Source organism: Mesotoga infera (assembly GCF_900157305.1).
GTDB classification, from domain to species: domain Bacteria; phylum Thermotogota; class Thermotogae; order Petrotogales; family Kosmotogaceae; genus Mesotoga; species Mesotoga infera.
This window is the reverse complement of the sequence record NZ_LS974202.1, coordinates 1903139-1922361: the sequence shown is the minus strand read 5'-3', so window position 1 is coordinate 1922361 and position 19223 is coordinate 1903139. Positions and strand designations below refer to the sequence as shown.

Here is a 19223-nt window from a genome sequence, read left to right as displayed (position 1 = left end):
GGATTATTCACCAATCTCAAGAATCTGTCTTCCTCCGTAATGACCACAGTGCAGACAAACTCTGTGGGGTTGCTTCGGTTCTCCGCAGTTAGGACACGTAGAAACGGAGACCGTGATCGCCCTGTACGTCTTCGCTCTTTTGAGATGTGTCCTGCTTCTACTTCGTTTTTGCTTTGGAACGGCCACTTCAATCCCTCCTGTATTTAATTCTTCAATTTGGTTTTCAATTCTGAGATCGCTTTGTGCCAGCTGTCATCAACAATCACCCGATCCTGGCACTTGTGATCGGGATTCTCGTTCAGATTGGTTCCACAGGCCGGACACAGACCCGCACAATCCTTACTGCATAGAGTCTTCAACGGAACCTCAACAATTATAGCCTCAATAACTCGATCTGACAAGTCCAGAAGCTCTCCCTCTAACTTTATAACGTTCTCCAGCTCGTCTTTGCCGGCATCATCGACGCTTTTCAGCATTATCTCGTGAACGTAAGTTGCTTCGATCGTTCCCCTTATCTGTATAACCACCGGCTTCAGGCAGCGGGCACAACTCTCTTCGACCGATGTGTTGACGGTCCCCGTAACGATAACCGAATCTTTGTCTTTGTAGAGATCTATATGGACATCTACCGGTTCCATCAGAGTCACTTCATCCGTGAAGTCTGTCCCGAACGAAGCGTCTATGCTTTTTTTGAACTCGAATGTATTTAGGTCTATCACCAGATCTCTTCTGTCGTTCACAATAATCACCTCTTCGCTGCCAGCAAATACTACATCAAGGTTATTTCGATTCATTCGCTTTTTATTGAACATAAGAAGAAAATTCTTTCATCCTCTCGAGCAACCTTCTCGATATGGTATCGATGTCGTCTGCGCTTCTGCCTATGGGGTTTTCCAGCTTAACTATTTCAGTTTTGTTGAAGCCATCGCGAACAAGCATTATCTCAGTTGAAAGTCTGGCAGCCTCTCTCGGGTCGTGCGTAACCATTACTATACTGAGTTTCCTCTCATGCCAAATCTCTTTGATCTCTTCAAGCAAATGATCCTTCATTACGACATCCAGTGAGTTGAAGGGTTCGTCCATGAGTATCAGATCCGGCTCGAAGGCGATCGCCCTCGCTATGTTGAGCCTTCGTTTCATTCCACCGCTCATCTGGGAGGGATACTTCCCTCCGTGGTCCTCCAGGCCCACCAGTCTCAGGTAACCGTTCACGTCGCAGCCGGGCGAGGCTATTTCGATGTTTTCTCTAGCCGTTATCCAGGGTATCAACCGGTCGTCCTGAAAGACAAAGGCAAGGCGCTCGCTAGACAGGCGCACCGTACCACCGTCGGGTTTGAGAACGCCACTGAGAATCCGGAGCAAAGTTGTCTTTCCACACCCAGAACTACCGAGTATAGTGAGAAAGAATTTACCCTCTATACTGTATGTTAGGTCATTTATAACCGTCTCTCCATCGAACTTTTTCGTCAGTCCGTCAATTTTTAAGAGCATAGCGGTTACCCTTCTTTATTATGAAATCGAGAGCCTTTTCGGTAACTATACCCAGCACAACAAGCACAAGCGTATAGGCGAAAACCCTCACGATATTTATGGAATACTTCGAGTCGGCTATGACTCTTCCGATCCCGGACGTTCCAACCATGAACTCGGCAACGGCAACGGACTTCCACATGATGCCTATGCCAATCCTCATCGAAGATACTATGAAAGGAAAGGCCGAAGAGAAGTAGATTTTTGTCAGAACGACCCTTTTTGGCAATCTGTAGATCTTCGCCATTTCTACCAGTTTCTTGTCAACGTTCCTTACACCCTCCGCGATGTTTATGGTGAATATGGGGAACAGGGTCAGGAAGACGATGTAAACCGGCGACCTGAACCCCACTCCCCACCAGAATATGGCAAGTGCAAGCCAGGAGACTATGGGTATAGACTGGAGAACGGTCACAACTGGCTTTAGTAGCTCGTAAACGATCTCGACAAGGCCCATGACGAAACCGCTTACCAGCGCCATTCCCAGAGCTATGAAAAGCCCAGTGAAGGCTTTGACGCACGTTTCAAGTATCGTTTCCCAGCCATCGATGCTGGTAACGATTTTCCAGAGACCCCCAAAAGTCTCGACGGGCCCGGGAAGAAGAAGGTCGCTTGAAACTATCTCCGCCGACACAAACCATACGAGTATCAATATGAATATAGACAATAGCGGAGATATTACCTTCTTTCTAGAAGAAGAACCCATCTAGATTCACTTCACCTGTTAACTCTGGATCTAGCTCAAAGAGCTTTCTCAGATAAATCGTGACTTCTCTCCTCGCTTCCTGCGAATCTGCGAATCTGAAACCGGCCGTATCTATCGCCTTCTCCAGTACCGGGATCGGAAAGCCACCCATCTTTTCCGAAACGACCGAAGCGGTTCCCACTCGATCTGCCAGAGAGAGGCTCATCGATTGACCGTAGAGCATCAAGAACGCTTCTACGACACTTCTATCAAGATCGCCGCTGACGAAAAGCCCCGAGGTTGGGATGTTGATCCTCTCTTCGTTGAAGGAGGCCCATAGTTCTTCGATTGGCATCGATCTAACGGCTTTTTCTACCTTCGTCATCGCGAGAGTCGCAAAGGGTTCGGGAACCAGTATAGCTCTGGTCTTACCGGAGGCCAGAAGCTGGACGGCCTCGGCACCGCCGACATAGGCGATCTTTATGTCTTTCCCGATCTTGAGGGCGCTCTTCTCAATGGCTCCTTTCAGGATGATATCGGCCGTCTGCCCGGGGGCATGAAGCGTGAAAACCTCCATACCCACAAGATCTTCGACACTGGAAATCGCCTTTTCTATGGTTATGAAGTAAAAACCGTTCCACATACTGACCGCAACCAGCTTGATATCTATACCGCTAGAGGCCAGTTTCGCTCCGATAGTTACAGGAAGAAGGCTAATCTGAGCCTTTTTGCCGACGATAAGTGAAATGGCTTCGTCAACCGAACGCCAGAAATTTATCTCGAGACCGGGAACTTCCTCCGGAACGTTTGAAGATAGAAGCTGGGCGATCGGAACCAGTGTCGGTCCAACCGGGTTTATGAAGTTTACTGTGGCCGACAAAAGAGTCGAAAAAATCAAAAGAGTAGCTACCAAAAATATCTTCACGAATAACCACCTCCATCGAAATTATACACTGACTTTGGTTATGTAGCGAGGGCTTTCCAGCTTTTGACGCCATATGGAGAGCCTGAAAGCCATTATTTGGTTCTCAGAGGGAAATTCCGGAGATAGCGAATGGAATCGACCTCTGAAAGGGATTTGGTAATTGAGCCGCGGAGTGGTAGAATAATAGCGATATCTCATGCGAAGGGGGGAACTGTATGAACAAAAAGGAACTCATCGCTGAAATCGCAGAGAGAACAGGCGTAACCAAAAAAGATGCCGGCAAGACCCTGGACACCGTAATCGAAATAGTCGAAAAGACCCTGTCCAAGGGCGAAGTTGTCAGACTCGTAGGTTTCGGTACATTCATGGTGGCTTCCAGAAAGGCAAGAAAGGGAGTCAACCCGAGAACGAAGAAACCCATCACCATCCCCGGCGGAAAGGTACCGAAGTTTGTACCTGGCAAGGAACTGAAAGAAAAGGTAAAATAGTCTTCAAGGCTGCGCGGCGGCTCTCAGGCCGCCGCTTTTTTATTGGAGGTGAGCTTCTATGAAAACCGTCCTGACCGCTTCGCTGGTGGCCGCTCTAATTGTCATTTCGGTAATAACCATCATATACACTGTCGGCCTGAGGAACGATATCCTTTCCAGTATAGACAGTATCGGAACTGAAAATCTGGAAATCGAACTGAAGACGCTTTCCACCGAAATCGAGAAAGTCAAAGACAAGGTCGAATCTCTCTATATCGTGGATTACAGCCCGCACATACTCTCTCTCAAGGAGGATTTTGCAAGACTCGAAGCGGTCATCGGCAGTCTCACACTTCAAGATTCTCACGGATACTCGACGCTGAAAGAATCACTGGAAAGTCTCGAAGAGTCCGTGAATGAATTGCAATCGCTTGTGGTTATGAGTGAAGAAATCCCGGAATATCAATATAAAATAGAGGAACTAGCGGGGAAGATAGAGCTCATGGAGTCGGAATTCCTAAAGAACGTCGAGTCGATTAAGGGAGAAGTGATTTCCAGACTGGATTCCATAAGACTCCCGGAAATTTCAACTGTACCTACGTACGACGCGACAGAGGGCAGCGGTATAAGGATCAGGATCGAGTCGGGCTTCAAGGGGAGCAGCATACTACACGACAGCGATCTTCTGGTAGTGATGAACGAACTGTACTCGCTCAAGGCAACGAGCATCTCCTTGAACGGAAAGAGAATTTTGCCTTATACTTATATAAGATGTATAGGTTCAACTGTTATAATCGATGGTGAACCTACAACTATTTCACCCATCGTGATAGAGGTTCTGGGTGATTACGATTATCTGGTATCCGGTCTGGGCCTTTTGAGCGAGGTTTTCAAGGGGAGAGAGATTGATATGACTTTCTTGCCCCTCGAGTTCATAACCATTCCCGCGGGAGGGGGTTGATTCAGGTGAAAAAGATCATCCTTCTGGTAATAGCTTCGGCGAGCCTGATTATCTTCACAGGTTGTAATTCTATTTTCATAACCCGAGATGATTTTCTTCTCAGAATGGACGCCCTGGAGAAGAAAATAGATTCTCTGGCCATGGAACAGCGGCGAATAGTGCAGCTGGAAGACGCGATCGAAGAACTTACTTTCCGTTTCAACTTCGTCCAGGCAATTGAACCGGCCTCTATAGGTTATGAAGATATAGAACAGCTCAAGTACGAACTTCGGTTAATAAAGAATCTGCTGGCGGAATCGGCAATCGATTCCGCCTCTTCAGCCGCCATAGTGAGAACGCTTTACGACAAGATAGACGGCGTTCTCGGCTCTTCGGTACAGAACAACATAGTCACCAAGGAGATCGATGATCTGAACAGGAAAGTGCAGGCCCTGGAGACTCTCAATTACTCCAGATACACCGAGCTGGTCGAGAGAATTTCCGAGATCAACAGCTACGACAGCTCCATAGACGATACCAAGTACCTGGAACTTCTGACAAGGCTCGACGAGATCGAAAGCCAGCCACCTGTGATAAATATTCAGGAAACCGACGATGGCAGGTACGAAGAACTGATGGCGAAGATCGAGGAACTGGCCTCCAGATCCGACAACACCGAGATCGACAACGCAAAATACGAATCGCTTCTCACAAGGCTGAGCGAGCTCGAAAGAACCGTGGGATCCTCCGTCATAGACAGGGAGCTTTTCAACGAGCTGGTCTCACGCATAGACGAGATGGACGCAAGGACCAGGAGTCTGGCCGAAAACGTTCAGTCTGAGAACTCGGACGACTATGTTTCTATGAGCACTTTCCTAGGCGAGATCTCCGACATAAGGAGCAGACTCGGGGCGGCGGCTTACGAAACCATAGAACCCGTCTCTTATATTTCCTATATAGTGAAATCCGGCGACAATCTCTCAAGTATCGCGAAGGCTTATGGTATAACTATGGATCAGCTGAAAGAGATGAACCCAGAAATAACCAACTGGAACCTTATATACAAGGGAGATGAGATCAAAATACCTCTCTCGCTGGACAACCTTATGGCCAAGGCCTCTCTAGCTTCACACTTTGGGCTCAATCTGGGAATCGAGTTTCTCGTCGATTCTATCGAATCCAACTTCGGAAGCTACGACTACGGCTACGCCAATCCCGGCATAGACCTCACGGTGCCGGTCAATTCGAGGATCACGGCATTCCTGCCAGGCAAGGTAATACTCTCGGAAAGGGTCAACGACCTGTACGGAGAAATGGTCGTAGTGGACCATGGGAACAATATCAAGACGGTCTATGCGCGTCTGGGAAGCAGAACCGTATCCAAAGGAGATTTTGTGAGGGTTGGCGACACGATCGGAATCGCGAGCGAAGCAAAGGGAAACCTGCACTTCGAATTCTGGAAATCCGACGTTCCAGTCAATCCGGCAGACATCATCTTCGACAACGCCGGTACCTTCCAGGTCACCATGTACACCGAATGGGACGATGGCAAGAATCCGACCTCCCCGTCTTTCAAGATGACCGCCAGCGGCAACTACGTGAAGGGTTACAGAACCGTGGCCACAGACCCGACGGTCATTCCGACCGGTTCCATAGTGTATATACCGTTCTTCTCGTCATCTCCCAACAAAGGGTTCTTCGTTGTCGAGGACACTGGAAGTTCCATTAAAGGAAACAAACTGGACGTTTACACCCATGACTTCAACATAGCCTCGAATTTCAAAGAGGAATTGCTGGTTTACGTGGTGAAGAAGCCTTGAAGAGATTATCCTTTATTTCAATCTGTTTGGTGATCGTGTCTATTGCATCCGGCTCGGTAGTAATCGGTCAGAGGTACCCGCTGGGTATAATGCCCTCGGGAATCGTGAAGGTAGAAAACGGTTATGGCACTTATTACGTTACCCTGGTAAAAGGCGATTCGGAGCTGATAGTCTTCGATTCCTCTTTCAAACCGGTAACCATTATGGACACCGTTAAAAACGACGGTGTGAACGATATTATCTACAGAGATGGGAAACTGTACTGTTTTGGTTTCTTCAGCGGCAGACTCGTAATCATAGACGCTTCAGGCTACCCGGGCAGGTGGAAAAAGATAGACGAGATTCCTACTTCTAGCAGGTTAATAACCGGCGCTTTTATCGATGGAAGGCTTGGTATACTTTCGAATGAAAGTGAGTTTATAGTGCTCGAAACCATCAACAGAACGATTTTGAAGCGCTATAAGCTGCCAGTAACGGCACTGACGATAGCGGAAGATTCCAGTCACTTCTATGTCTCTCTCTTCTATAATTACAACACGCTGGACCGTTCAATGGAGACGCAAAAGGGGTTGATGGTCTTCGATATCGACGGTCAGCTTTCGGCTAGCCTGGATATCGGCAAGAGACCCTCCTACATCTCTATCGATGGGGAGAGATTGTTTCTAATCTCGTACATGGAAGAGAGTCTGAAAGTCATCGACAAAGCCACCCTTAAGGTAATAAGGACGATCGAGCTCGGAAGATATCCTAACTATCCGGTCATACAAAATGGCAAGTTATGGATCTCCATAACCGGCGAAGACAGGGTAGCGAGCATAGATCTCGAGAGTTATGAGGCCACATATTACGATCTTCTCGGTAAAGGGCCAATAAAGACCGTCCCTCACGGTGGCATGATCTATGTTCTCGAGACGATAACTGGCACTCTCGAAATACTCGACGAAACCGGCAGATTCGTTGAAACTGTAAAGCTCGAAGGATACCCGGTTGATATAGTCTTCAGTGGAAGAGACGCCGCCGTACTGCTCCAGGAAGACTGGAAAACCGGTAAGAACACAGGAGCTATGCTGACCATGAGACTCAACTGATCGGTCGGAATCTTTTTGCAGTATGTATCAACATGACGGTAAACACTACCGATAACATCATACCTGACATCCCCAGCGAGAAATAGACGGTTTTCAATCCAAAAGCATCGACCAGGAAGCCTCCTGCCACAGAACCCAGTAAATAACTTATACCCATCGTGGACATCCAGTAAATCGCCTGAGCCTTCAGCGCAACATCGCCGGGAAGTTTAAAATGTATGTAATTGAACACCGAATAATAGACGATTACGTAGTTCAGTCCGTGAAGAGACTGCAAAGCCATGAACAGGGGAAAGGAATCCACCAGGGAGGTAAGGACCCATCTCAGGCCGGTTAAAAATAAGCCGAACAGCAGTATCTTGAAATTGCCGAACTTCACAAGGAGCCTGTCAGCGAAAAATAGAAACGGGACCTCTGAAAAGGCCATGAGGGAGTAGCCCAACCCGGCGGCTGAAAGATCGAAACCGAGTTCTCTGGTTAAAACGGGAAAAAAAGTCGAGCCGAAGGCTCCTATGGTGATAGAAGTCACGCCCACGGCCAGCATCACGATGAAAGTACCCGGGAGTCTGCCGCTACCAGTTCGTTCGTTATTCACCGTAGCGCTGCGCGAGGGATAACCACGACTGATAACGCTGAGAAGTAGCAAGGCCACAGAGGAGAGAATGAAGATACTGGAGAAGCTTATTTCTACCAGAAAGCTCGACAGGAGTGCCGTCGAAGCATATCCGACCGTCCCAAAGAGCCTGACTCTATCGAACCTTCTGCCTTTGATGTACAGGGAGGGGACGACTATGGATTCAGCGATCGGAATAAGACTAGCGATGAAGAAGGCCACAGCCGACACCGAGATAAAGGATAAAACGAAACTGCTTGAAAGGTATATGCCCCAGACAACCATTGCCGCGATAAAGGTCATCAATCCCAGTATTCCCGGCGCGCTCTTCTTCCTTGAAAGCGAAAACCAGAAGGGGTTGGCCAGCAGCGAGAAAGTCGGCGATATGGCCATTAAAATCCCAATCTGTATCGGCGAATAGCCTTTTGAATCGAAGAACTGACTGAAAAGAGCGGTCAAACTCAGGTTCGAATAGGCGAGAAACTCCGTGAAAATCTCTCTCATATTCGATTTTCCCGTTACGAGTTTCAAATCAGACAAAACCCTATACCTCCGGTGTAAAATCGAGTGGGGGGGACGATCATGACAAAAAATTGTCTGCTATTAACGATTCTAATAATGATACCACTCATTTGCATAGGCGGTACCGGTTTTTTTGTGGTAGTTTCACCGGCTCTCTCGCTTGATAACTTTTCTCCGTTTTCCGGAAGTTATAAGCCCGATCTCGAAGATCTCAATAGATATTTCGATCTACCGCCCGCATTTTCGGGAGGATTGAATATCGAATTAGGAAAATCAACCGCTTACGTTAATATGGATCTGAGACAGGAATTTTCTTCCTTTCTCACCGGAAACCATTTTTCCAATCTGCCTTTTTCTCCAGGTTCAATAGTTCCGGCCGTTGATATGAACTTTCCTAGGATAGGTTACTATCAGTGGCTCGACGAAAACGTACATCTCTCTATCGGTCGGCGAAAACTCAGTCTCGGTCCGGCGACCTACAGCTTCGTTCTGTCGGACGTTTTGCCTTATTTCGATAACCTCTGGATCCGACTTTCGGCGGGGGGAAAAGCGGGGGAGTATTTCTACAACTTTTTTGCCATATCGGCGGACAGAACGATCTACGGTGCACCGAAAACACTTCTTGGGCACAGGTTCGGCTTCATGAACGAAAAACTCAAGGTGACTTTCGGCGAAGAAAATCTGGTTTACGGTGTCTATCCAGATCTTCAGGACCTGGGGCCCTTTCTGATATACCACCACACTTACCAGGACCGTTCCAACGTGACGGCAACGCTGGCGGCCGAGGCGAAGTTCGGTGAAAGTCTTATCTACGGTGAATTCACCCTGGACGATTTCAGACTGGCGAGCGAAGGATCCAACTCCAATCCCACCGCCTTCGGCTGGCTGGCCGGAATATCTTACTCGATACCGGGAGAGGCCTACGCGGGGCCCGATATGATCGACAGGAAACACGCGATAAGAGATGAAACACTGGCAGCCGCAGGCGGCATGAAACTCTTCTACGAACACTACCACGCGACAACCTATCTTTACAACAGGGGCGAGGATATAGGTAAGTTCACGTACGCTTATAGGTTCAACGTACTCTGGCTGGACTCATGGCCCATAGTATCGGGGTTTTTCGGCTTTCCTTACGGTCCCGACTCTGTCGTGGATCTGGTAGGCGTGAAATACGAAAGACCCGAGCTGTCCTTCACGGGCCTTCTCGAATATGTGAGGACCGGTTCAATAGATATCACTTCTCCGTATTATCCGCCTTTTGATCCCGACTGGTACGGTCCGAAAGAGCCTATAAAGCGATCTGTATCGCTCTCCCTGAAGGGATTGCTGGCGATTGGAAATGACGCATCTATCTTCGCCTCGGCCAGATTCATGTTCAAGGAGCGCTTTCACTTCTATACGAATATCGGTTTCATAAAAACATTTACAATCAAGGGAGGTTTATGATGAAAAAGATCCTTCTGCCGATACTCCTCGTACTCTCGATCGCACTTCTTGCGAATCAGGGTGAACTTATCCTGAAGGGTACACTCGAACACGATCTGCTTCTGGGAAGAAACCTGATCGAAGGAAAGACTCTCTTCACACCCAATACCGCCATTCCCGAATCGTTCGCGTCAGTTCAGATGGGTACTTCCCCGTTGAAATCTAGCAGCGTTACCGAGGTCTCTTTCAGACTTACCCCGCAGTTTCTGATCCACAATTTCGAGCCTTTCAAGGAGACCTCTTGGCTTGAGTCTAAAGTGCCCCTCTATCTCAGGTACAGGTACGATACTCTGAAACCATGGACTGTGCTCGCCTTTGAAAGCGATATCTCTCAGAATCTGAAGGGGTATATCAACCTGGACGTTCCCAAGGATTACAGAAGCTATATCAGCCACGGGATCGATTTCAACACCAAGCCTTATATGAACTTTCCCGTAGAAATCTTCGAGGGAAAACTACAGGCGATCGATATGAGCTGGCCATCCTTCGGGTACATCTCTTACGGCAACGGCGGCTTCTACGCGTCGCTCGGGAGGTATAAAATCGCCTGGGGTCCGATGAGGAACGGTCTAATGATAAGCGATGCTTCCATGTACTACGACAACATATCATCGACCTACACGACGGCACTGGGAAGCAGCGGTCGTTTCACTTACTCGTTCGTTTTCATTTCCTCAAACTCCATGCTGAACTCCGAAGAATGGATAAAGCAGGACAAAGTCTGGGACCTCAATCAGAGAAGGCCCTACACCGAAGGGGCGAAAACGATAATAGGGCACCGCTTCGATGTTCAGTTCGCACCCTGGGTAAGGCTCGGAGTCGGTGAGGTCAACCTGGTGGGAGGAAAGCATCCCGATCTGAACGATATTAATCCCTTCGTGATTTTTCACAACACTTACGGCGAAGATTTCTCCAACGTTATGGCGAGTGTTGATTTTTCGGTGGTGCCTTTCAAAGGGGTGGAGCTTTACGGAGAGTTAGTCAGCGACGACGTGGCCTTCGGAGCTACCGAAGCTGGAGCCAGGGGAAAACCGACCGCACTTGCCTATGGCGGGGGTATAAGGTATTCGACACAGTTAAAGGAAATCATGCTCCTGGCTTCGATCGAACTCTATCACACCGACACCTGGATGTATAACAGGTGGCAGCCTCTCCTCATCTTCACGAACCGGATCTATACGAAATCCGAGTTGCCGGGCAGCCGCGATTTTACGGATTATCCGCTGGGCTTCAAATACGGTCCCGATATGAACGCTTTTTCTTTATCGGCAAAAGGTTTCTTCCAGAACGGAATGACGGTTAGCCTGGTTTACGACCACTTCAGGCAGGGAGAGGTAACGCTCAAGACCCCCTACCTAAATATGGACGATCCATCCGACGACCCCGGTGAGTTCACAGATCCGGAAGACTGGGCCGGCCCTGTCGGCAAAACGGTGAGCGCAAACATAGTGACGCTGGCGATTGCCTTTCCGTACCGCGATTTCACTTTCGGCGGAGATTTCTCGCTTTACTTCGGAGACTACTTCAAGAAGTACGGAGGCTACGAGAAAGCGATCTTCGAAATCAGACCATACATCTCTTACGTATTTTAGAGCCGTTCTGTAGATAGGTCACACGCCGCCCTTAAGGGCGGCGTGTCATTTACGGATCAGATGAAACCGAAAACCAGAAAACCGATCACAAAACCGATCACCAGACCGGTTATCAATCCTTTTGTGAATCTGTCGCTTTTTCTTGAGACGGTTCCTTCTTCTTTCTGGCTTTCTTTATACCAGTCCCTGTCGTAGATTCCCAATTCTTACCACTCCTTTCGACAAGAACGAATTCCTTCCAGAAGCGTTTGACGAATATCAACAAGGGAACTGCGAAGACTACTCCAAACACACCCAGCAGTTCGCCGAAGGCCACGAGTGAAACCAGAACTATGAACCAGTTGATCTTCACTCTGTTGGAAAGGATTCTAGGAGACAGTACCCACATTTCCAGCTGGTTGGCTATAACCAGAACGACTACGGCCCCTACCAGGCCCCAAAAGCCCTTGTTTACAAAAGAAAGCACCAGCATCGGAATGGCCGTTATCACCACGCCCAGAAAGGGTATGAAATTGGTTATGCCGGCGAGGAGTCCTAGAAACAATGCATTTGGAACACCGATGATCGCCGTCCCCGTACCTATTATCGCTCCCACTGTCAGCGCTATCAAGAGCTGGCCGGTAACGTAAGTCTGAAAATCCCTGTAAAGCGAATCGAGAAACTCCTCCACTTTTTTGTGGTCACAGAGCGGAAAGAGGAGCTGGCCGTTTCTCCTTATGACGCCGGTTCTTCTGGCTATGAAGAAAGCCGCGACGATCAGCAGAATTGTACCGGTGAGCCAGGATGTGATGTTCGACGCCACGAAACGGCCGATGTTGATCGCGCTTTCGCTGAGCCATTTCGAAGCGGTTTCACCGAGATCGGTTATCGCACTGGAAATGAACACGGGCAGCTTCTCAAGCCACGAATCGAACCTGCCGTCTTTTAAGAGGGCTTCGAGTTCTTCGGCGATGCTCATGGCACCATTTATAGTAATGGGTATAGCACTGTAGATAAGAAAGAACATGAAACCGAGAAGTGCGAGTCCGGTTGCCAGGCTCAGAACACTTTTAGACACCTTTTTGCTGACAAATTCTGATGGAGCATTTATTATCAGAGAAAAGAGAAAAGCCAGTCCAAGTACTCTAGATGTCATTGGAAAGAGAAAGAGAGTGGAAAAGAGGACGAGAAAGTATCCAAGAACCCAGTTTCGAGTTGTCTTAATCATAAAAGCAAGCCCTCCATCGAAAAAAGCCGGAATTATTATATACTTGAACTACCGTTAGTTGCCCGAGGTGTCCTTTATGAGAAGAGTATATCTTATTATCGTCGTATTTTTCCTCGTTTCTTCAATACTTTTCGGAACCGGTTATTCTTCGAGACTCACGCAGCCCGGTTCCTTGAGAATCACCGGAGGGTTCAGCGACTTCGGCCTGCGAATCGGCATCCTATCCTTTCTCGAGGCCGGATGGTTCATGAATGAAGGCCCCTATTTCGCACTCGGGTACGACAGCAACTTTCACATCGCCTCGAGAATTTCCTTCTCGTCTCTCGAACAGGCAAAGGTGACGGCAGAATTCGGATACGATTTCAAACTCGTGTATCTGGAAGTCGGCGCCCTTTACGAATACAATTCTCCGGGAGCTTCCTTCCTCGGAGGACATCTCAAGTCGGAGTTCTTTTTCGACAACAGCTTTAGCATTGTCAGCGCGAGTCTTGGACGGTTTCAAAAAGTGGCCGGCGAAATCGGAAGGATGAGCTTCACTTCCGTAGGCTTTTCGGCCAGAAGAAAGTTCGATATAGGCAAAGAGTTTTATTTCCTCAACCTAGAAAGTGTCGAGGTAGTCGGCTCTCTGAAATGGGAGATCGAGGACGACCTGACTAAGTTCAACCCCTTTCCGGCGTACAGCTTCGTCGGCGTACAGGTAAACATCAGCATATTAAAGTGAAAGTCTTAGAGCCGTCCCTCTGGGTGTCGAAGATCTGGAGATTATCTCCTTCAATTCGAGACTGATAATAGTATCAAGAGCAGTGTTTTTGTTGACCCCAAGCGCGGCGGCGAGATTGCGTACGCTTATCTGTACACCGTTTCTCTCGGGGTCGATTCTCTGCAAAAATAGAATCAGCAGTTTTTCCGTCGAGGTGAGATCGATCCTCGAAAAAAGATCCAGGTCGTACCTTTCACGTATCCTGTCAAAGAGCTGCAACCCTTTATCGGCCGCAACTTTTGATTTCCCTTTGGTGAGTCTCTTGCCGGTTTTCCTGCCTTTTCTGGTCTCAACTGGAGGATCTGTCTCTTTTGTTTTGCCCATGAAGTGTTCCTGAAAAGCCTTCAAGGCTTTCTCTCTTTCTTCCATAAGGCCTCTGGAGACTTCGTCGTCTTTGTGCTTCAGAGAGTCTTTCATCGAAGAAGAGAGGGAATCTATGTCAAGCTTCTTGTTTTTTTGGTTCGCCACGCTTCAACACCTCCATAGAAAGTCTCTTTATATCGTTGACCACGTCGGAATTGGGAAAAGCCAGTTGAATGGGTTCGCTCATTATTTCGGACTTCTGGAGATCCACGGTTCTCCTCACGGGCGGTGCAATGTAGCTGTCTTTGTAAAGATCCCTCACCGATTTCTCAAGAGCTCTGGAAGGTTGCTCATGCTTGCGGAAGTTGTTTATAACGATCCCCAGGAAACCGAGGTCCGGATTGACGGTTTTCTTAACTATCTGTGCTATTTCGAACATTCTATCCAATCCCTTGAGCGCGTATTTCCCCGGTGATACAGGAACCAGGAAGTAATCGGCACAGACAAGGGCAATGTTCGTAAGAACGCCCAGGTTAGGTGGAGTATCGAGGAGTATCACTCTATAACGATCCAGCAAGCCGAATTTTTTCAGAAAGTCTTTGAGAGTGAAGAGACTTCCAAGGCCGTTGTTCATCGATTCAACCCTGTAAAGCTCATCGGAAGAGGGAATTATGTCGATGAAAGCGAATCCCTTGTTTACCGTTCTTAATATACCTTCGCAAGAGGCTATCCTGTCTCCTGATACTATCGAGGCCAGGTTGGGCTTTTCGGTCGTGTACGGATCCAGGTCAAGCGCAATGGTGAGGTTTCCTGAGGGATCAAGGTCTATGATCAACGTTTTATTACCACCTAGAGCGTATTCGTAAGCCAGGCTGTAAGCGAGAGTCGTCTTTCCAACTCCGCCTTTATGGTTGGCAACCGCAATTACCGGCATGGTATCACTCCGGTATCACGAGAGCAACTTTGCCATGTCTTCTATCTCTCGTTCGTCAGGCGTTTCTCCATCTACGGACATTTCCATTATCTTTCCGGCTATGTAGGTCAACATTCTTCTCGAGACCTTGGCGGCTCTCCTCGTCGACATCGATGAGCCAAGAGCCCTTTCCACTCTGTCGTAAAAATCGGCTCTGGCGTTGATGAGAATCTCCCTGATCCTCTTGTTCTTCATTCCATGAAGCCACAGATACACGAGCGAAATCATTATATCGGATCTCTCGGAGTATATCTTCAGGACCTCGTTGTAAAGATCCTTGATGAGATCGGCCGGTTGTTTGCCCGCATCTATTAGAGGTTCGAGTCTCGGCAGAACATAATTGTTCAATATGTACCTCGAAAGATCTATAAGCATACCGTCTTTCGAGCGGTGATGGTAATGAATGGCAGCCAGGTTCACTTCAGCTATACCCGATACTTTACGAGTGCTCAGCCCTTCTATCGTCTCCTCTGCAATTACTCTTATTGCCGCTTCCATTATTTTCTCTCTTGTTTCCTGACCTCGCACAGTCGTCACTCCTTTCAATCGTTCGTATAACACAAATTATAACACAGTATTCTTTATAAATGAAGAACCGGGTTTTTTAACCCGGTTCAAAAATTCAGGGAATTATCCTCGTCCCCGACTCGCCTTTTAGGGCGAGATCGACCTTTTCCAGAGAGGTTATTATCGCTTCTCTGCCTGCGTTGGAAACGAAATCCAGCGCAGATTCGATTTTTGGTAGCATGCTCCCTTTCGCGAAATGGCCTTCTTTTATCAATTTATAGCCTTCGTCGAGACTGAGAACAGTGATGGCTTTCTGGTTCTCCTTGCCGAAGTTAATGTAAGCGAAATCGACGCCTGTGAGAATGACGAGAGCGTCGGCATCTATTAGTTTGGCCAAAAGAGCCGACGCCCTGTCTTTATCTATTACGGCTTCGACACCCTTCACAAGACCGGAAGGCTCTCTCACGACGGGGATTCCCCCGCCGCCGGCAGCGATCACGACTGTCCCCGCATCGATGAGAGTCTTGATTGCATCGATTTCAAGCACATCCAGCGGTATCGGTGACGGTACAACTCTTCTGTAACCCCTTCCTGCATCTTCTTTCATTGTCCAGCCTTTGCTTTCCTCCAGTTCCCTGGCAGTCTCCTCGCTGTAGAAAGGACCAACGGGCTTGGAAGGATGCTGGAATCCAGGGTCGTTGGAATCGACGACTATCTGGGTCAACATACATGCAAGGCTTTTTTTCAAGCCCCGTTTGAGAAGTTCGTTGTTGAGTGTCTGTGCGATGAGATAGCCGATCGAGCCCTGTGTCATGGCATCGTTGACATCAATCGGGAACGGCGGAAAGGTTCCTTTGGCGATATCTTGCTGCACCAGAAGGTTTCCAACCTGTGGACCGTTACCGTGAGTTATAACCACTTCGTACCCTTCTTCTATCAAATCGGCGAGGTAGGAGGTTGTTGAAAGTAAATTCCTCTGCATAACCTCGGCAGTTGGCTTTTCGTTGGGTTTGTTGAGGGCATTCCCGCCTATGGCAATTACGATCCTCTTCATACAAACACCTAAAGAAGCGTGGCGATCATTACGGCCTTGATCGTGTGTTTCCTGTTTTCGGCTTCTTCGAATACTCTTGATGCCGGACTTTCGAAGACCTCTTCGGTAACTTCGTTTCCCTTGACGGCCGGGAGGCAGTGAAGAAAGATCGTATCGCTCCTGCCGGTTCTTTCCATCAATTCTCGGTTGACCTGGAAGGGTTTGAGAAGGGCTATTCTCTCCTGGAGTTTCGCCTCTTCTCCCATGGATGCCCAAACATCCGTGTATATGGCGTCGGCGTTCTTAACCGCCAGATCTATATCTTCAGTCACCTCAATCGTGGCGCCCGAGGTTCTGGCGATCTCTTTGCACTTATCAACTATCGCCGGATCTGTGTGAAGACTCTTCGGACCGCATGCAATGAAGTGAAGTCCCATCTTGGCCGATCCTATCATAAGCGAGTTGGCCATATTGTTTCTCGAGTCGCCGATAAAAACCAGTTTTCTGCCTTTGAGACTGCCCAGGCTTTCTTCGATGGTGAGAAAGTCGGCCAGTATCTGCGTCGGATGGTACAGATCCGTTAGACCATTATAGACCGGGACTCCCGACCAAGCTGCCAGAGTCTCCACGGTCTCCTGTTTGAATCCTCTGAAGGCTATCGCGTCAAACATTCTTCCGAGCACTCTGGCGGTATCTTTGAGGTCCTCTTTCACTCCCAGATGTATATCATCCTTGGAAAGGAAAACTGCATGTCCGCCTTCTTCTCCAAAAGCCGTTTCAAATGCAGTCCTGGTTCTGGTAGATCTCTTCTCGAATATAATCGCCAGTGTCTTCCCGGCGAACCGGTTCGTCGGCGTACCGGCCCTCCTCTCAACCTTAACCTGTTTCGAGATGTCCAGTAGATACCGTATTTCGTCACTCGTGAAGTCCAGTAGTGTCAAGAAACTCTTTCCTTTAAGATTTACGCCCATTTCGATCCTCCTTTTTTCGTCATCTCTAATATAATACATATATAAGCCGGGGCTTTCAATTGTCTCAGGCTACCTGAAGAAACAAGGAGTAAACTCTATCACAACAATGCGGTGTTATGCTTTCGTATGCTCAGGTATGTTTCGCTAATTTGGAGGTGGCAAAGTGCTTAAGGAGAAGTTGAAGGATTCGGTCAACAGAGTTTTGCAGAAAATGGGAATCGAAGAAGAAATCGAATTCAAGATAGAAATTCCACCGGAAGGATTCGGCGACCTTTCGACCAACGCGGCCTTCCTTTTATCCAGAATCATGAAGAAAAACCCAAGAGAAATCGCCTCCATTTTTGTGGCAGAACTTCAAAAAGAACTGGAGTACGATAGAGTGGAAATAGCCGGCCCCGGCTTCATAAACGTCGATTTCTCATCGAGTTATCTATCCGAAGTTTTGAGAGAAATGCTGAGTTGCCCTGATTTCTGGAGAGTACCGGAAAGCGTTGACATACAGTTCGAGTTCGCAAGCGCTAACCCCACCGGACCGTTTACGGTCGGACATGGAAGACAGGCCGTTTTTGGGGACGTTCTTTGTAGGATCTTCTCTTCGAGAGGCTACAGGGTTCAAAGAGAGATGTATATAAACGATGCTGGAAGACAGATAAACTTACTTGGCCGTTCTCTGTGGGTGAGATACAATCAACTACTGGGTTCTACGGTCGATCTTCCGGAAGACGGATACCAGGGTGACTACCTGATAGATATGGCCAGAGAGTTCATCGAAAAGCACGGGGAGCAATTCAAGGATACCTGGAACCCTCAGGTTGAATCTCTCTTCAAAGATTATGCCCTCAAAAACATGTTGTCCGATATAACCGGCACGTTGAACGTTCTCGGCGTGAGATTCGACAATATCTTCTACGAAAGCTCGACCATAAAGGATGGCACTGTCGAGAGTGTCCTTGGAAAGCTTCAGAAAAACGGGTTGGTTTACGAATCGGAAGGCGCAAAATGGTTCAAAGTCTCGCAGTTTTGCGAGGACGACGATAAGGTTCTAGTGAGATCCACCGGCAGCTACACCTACTTCATGACCGATATCGCCTACCACACGAACAAGTTCGAACGCGGGTTCGTTAAAGTGTACGATATTTGGGGTGCAGATCACATGGGACATATTCCAAGAATGAAAGCGGCAATGAAAGCGCTGGAACTTCCCGATGATTTTTTGAACATAATAATTCACCAGTACGTCAATCTGAAACGTGAGGGCGAGGTCGTGAAAATGTCGACCAGAAAAGGCGAGTTCACTACCCTGGATGAACTGGTAGAATCTGTCGGTGTGGATGCCACGAGATATTTTTTCGCCATGTTCGATCCCGATACGCACATGCTTTTCGATATAGACCTCGCCAAAAAGAAGTCGAACGAGAATCCCGTCTTCTATGTGCAATACGCTCACGCGAGGATTGCCAGTATATTCAAGACAGCATCCGAAAAGGGCGTATCGGTAGATACTGAATCCATGGAACTTCTCAGCACGGACGAGGAAAGGAATCTGGTGAAGCTGGTGAGCATGTTCCCCGAGATTCTGGATTCGATAGTTCTCGATTACAGGACCAACCGTTTGACTTCTTATCTTGAAGATCTTTCAAGGGCCTTCCACGCTTATTATAATAAGTATATAGTCGTCGATCCAGGCAACATGAAAACCTCCGGTGCAAGACTTGCAATGTGCGAGTCGGTCAAAAACATCCTCAAAAGCGGGCTCGAACTGCTGGGAGTAAGCGCACCGGAGAGCATGTGACCGAATC

The 19223-nt window shown here is 48.1% G+C and carries 20 protein-coding genes; 8 read left to right on the top strand and 12 right to left on the bottom strand.

Annotation, left to right across the window (positions count from 1 at the left end; all coding sequences use genetic code 11):
- Positions 1-3 precede the first annotated feature (3 nt).
- The 5 genes from rpmF to MESINF_RS08760 form a co-directional block, all read right to left on the bottom strand.
- The gene (gene rpmF / locus MESINF_RS08780; RefSeq protein WP_169699469.1) at positions 4-186 is read right to left on the bottom strand and encodes a 50S ribosomal protein L32; all 183 of its coding nucleotides are present in this window, start codon (positions 184-186) and stop codon (positions 4-6) included.
- Between the two features lie 17 nt (positions 187-203).
- A complete protein-coding gene (locus MESINF_RS08775) occupies positions 204-740 on the bottom strand; it encodes a YceD family protein (RefSeq protein ID WP_231936693.1) in 537 nt (178 codons plus the stop codon).
- 61 nt (positions 741-801) lie between these two features.
- Positions 802-1491 (bottom strand): ABC transporter ATP-binding protein, encoded by a 690-nt coding sequence (locus MESINF_RS08770; RefSeq protein WP_169699468.1) that lies wholly within the window; start codon positions 1489-1491, stop codon positions 802-804.
- Complete coding sequence (locus MESINF_RS08765; RefSeq protein ID WP_231936692.1) at positions 1475-2197, bottom strand: ABC transporter permease; 723 nt, start codon at positions 2195-2197, stop codon at positions 1475-1477. Before MESINF_RS08765 ends, MESINF_RS08770 begins: the two co-directional genes overlap by 17 nt.
- A 22-nt stretch (positions 2198-2219) precedes the next feature.
- Positions 2220-3140: an ABC transporter substrate-binding protein gene (locus MESINF_RS08760; RefSeq protein ID WP_169699466.1), complete on the bottom strand. Its 921-nt coding sequence runs from the start codon at positions 3138-3140 to the stop codon at positions 2220-2222.
- 215 nt (positions 3141-3355) lie between these two features.
- Between MESINF_RS08760 and MESINF_RS08755 the strand changes: the two genes are divergently transcribed.
- The 4 genes from MESINF_RS08755 to MESINF_RS08740 are packed head-to-tail and all read left to right on the top strand — an operon-like array spanning position 3356 to position 7455.
- Complete coding sequence (locus MESINF_RS08755; RefSeq protein ID WP_169699465.1) at positions 3356-3628, top strand: HU family DNA-binding protein; 273 nt, start codon at positions 3356-3358, stop codon at positions 3626-3628.
- 58 nt (positions 3629-3686) lie between these two features.
- Entirely contained in the window at positions 3687-4568 is an 882-nt protein-coding gene (locus MESINF_RS08750) for a DUF881 domain-containing protein (RefSeq protein WP_169699464.1), read from the top strand.
- Between the two features lie 5 nt (positions 4569-4573).
- Positions 4574-6367: a peptidoglycan DD-metalloendopeptidase family protein gene (locus MESINF_RS08745; protein ID WP_231936691.1), complete on the top strand. Its 1794-nt coding sequence runs from the start codon at positions 4574-4576 to the stop codon at positions 6365-6367.
- Positions 6364-7455, top strand: coding sequence for a YncE family protein (locus MESINF_RS08740; RefSeq protein ID WP_169699462.1), 1092 nt, complete (start codon positions 6364-6366; stop codon positions 7453-7455). Before MESINF_RS08745 ends, MESINF_RS08740 begins: the two co-directional genes overlap by 4 nt.
- On the opposite strand, the gene MESINF_RS08735 is transcribed toward MESINF_RS08740, so the two are convergent.
- Positions 7448-8608, bottom strand: coding sequence for an MFS transporter (locus MESINF_RS08735; RefSeq protein ID WP_231936690.1), 1161 nt, complete (start codon positions 8606-8608; stop codon positions 7448-7450). The two genes, MESINF_RS08740 and MESINF_RS08735, sit on opposite strands and share 8 nt — an antisense overlap.
- A 42-nt stretch (positions 8609-8650) precedes the next feature.
- Between MESINF_RS08735 and MESINF_RS08730 the strand changes: the two genes are divergently transcribed.
- Together MESINF_RS08730 and MESINF_RS08725 are read left to right on the top strand one after the other, a co-directional pair.
- Positions 8651-10039, top strand: a complete 1389-nt coding sequence (locus MESINF_RS08730) for a hypothetical protein (protein ID WP_169699461.1) — start codon at positions 8651-8653, stop codon at positions 10037-10039.
- Complete coding sequence (locus MESINF_RS08725) at positions 10039-11670, top strand: capsule assembly Wzi family protein (protein WP_169699460.1); 1632 nt, start codon at positions 10039-10041, stop codon at positions 11668-11670. The genes MESINF_RS08730 and MESINF_RS08725 overlap by 1 nt, the downstream gene beginning before the upstream one ends.
- Positions 11671-11782: 112 nt before the next feature.
- On the opposite strand, the gene MESINF_RS08720 is transcribed toward MESINF_RS08725, so the two are convergent.
- Positions 11783-12877: an AI-2E family transporter gene (locus MESINF_RS08720; protein WP_231936689.1), complete on the bottom strand. Its 1095-nt coding sequence runs from the start codon at positions 12875-12877 to the stop codon at positions 11783-11785.
- A gap of 76 nt (positions 12878-12953) precedes the next feature.
- Here MESINF_RS08720 and MESINF_RS08715 point away from each other — a divergent pair, with 76 nt between their 5' ends.
- Positions 12954-13598: a hypothetical protein gene (locus MESINF_RS08715; RefSeq protein WP_169699459.1), complete on the top strand. Its 645-nt coding sequence runs from the start codon at positions 12954-12956 to the stop codon at positions 13596-13598.
- Here MESINF_RS08715 and MESINF_RS08710 read toward each other — a convergent pair.
- From MESINF_RS08710 to argF, 5 genes are all read right to left on the bottom strand, one after another.
- The gene (locus tag MESINF_RS08710; RefSeq protein WP_169699458.1) at positions 13590-14105 is read right to left on the bottom strand and encodes a hypothetical protein; all 516 of its coding nucleotides are present in this window, start codon (positions 14103-14105) and stop codon (positions 13590-13592) included. The genes MESINF_RS08715 and MESINF_RS08710 overlap by 9 nt on opposite strands.
- On the bottom strand, positions 14077-14874 hold the full coding sequence (locus MESINF_RS08705) for a ParA family protein (protein ID WP_169699457.1): 798 nt from the start codon (positions 14872-14874) through the stop codon (positions 14077-14079). Before MESINF_RS08705 ends, MESINF_RS08710 begins: the two co-directional genes overlap by 29 nt.
- A 15-nt stretch (positions 14875-14889) precedes the next feature.
- Entirely contained in the window at positions 14890-15441 is a 552-nt protein-coding gene (locus MESINF_RS08700) for a TetR/AcrR family transcriptional regulator (RefSeq protein ID WP_169699456.1), read from the bottom strand.
- A gap of 94 nt (positions 15442-15535) precedes the next feature.
- On the bottom strand, positions 15536-16474 hold the full coding sequence (gene arcC / locus MESINF_RS08695; RefSeq protein WP_169699455.1) for a carbamate kinase: 939 nt from the start codon (positions 16472-16474) through the stop codon (positions 15536-15538).
- A gap of 8 nt (positions 16475-16482) precedes the next feature.
- Positions 16483-17424: an ornithine carbamoyltransferase gene (gene argF / locus MESINF_RS08690; protein WP_169699454.1), complete on the bottom strand. Its 942-nt coding sequence runs from the start codon at positions 17422-17424 to the stop codon at positions 16483-16485.
- 163 nt (positions 17425-17587) lie between these two features.
- Between argF and argS the strand changes: the two genes are divergently transcribed.
- A complete protein-coding gene (gene argS, locus MESINF_RS08685; RefSeq protein ID WP_169699453.1) occupies positions 17588-19216 on the top strand; it encodes an arginine--tRNA ligase in 1629 nt (542 codons plus the stop codon).
- Positions 19217-19223: the final 7 nt, after the last annotated feature.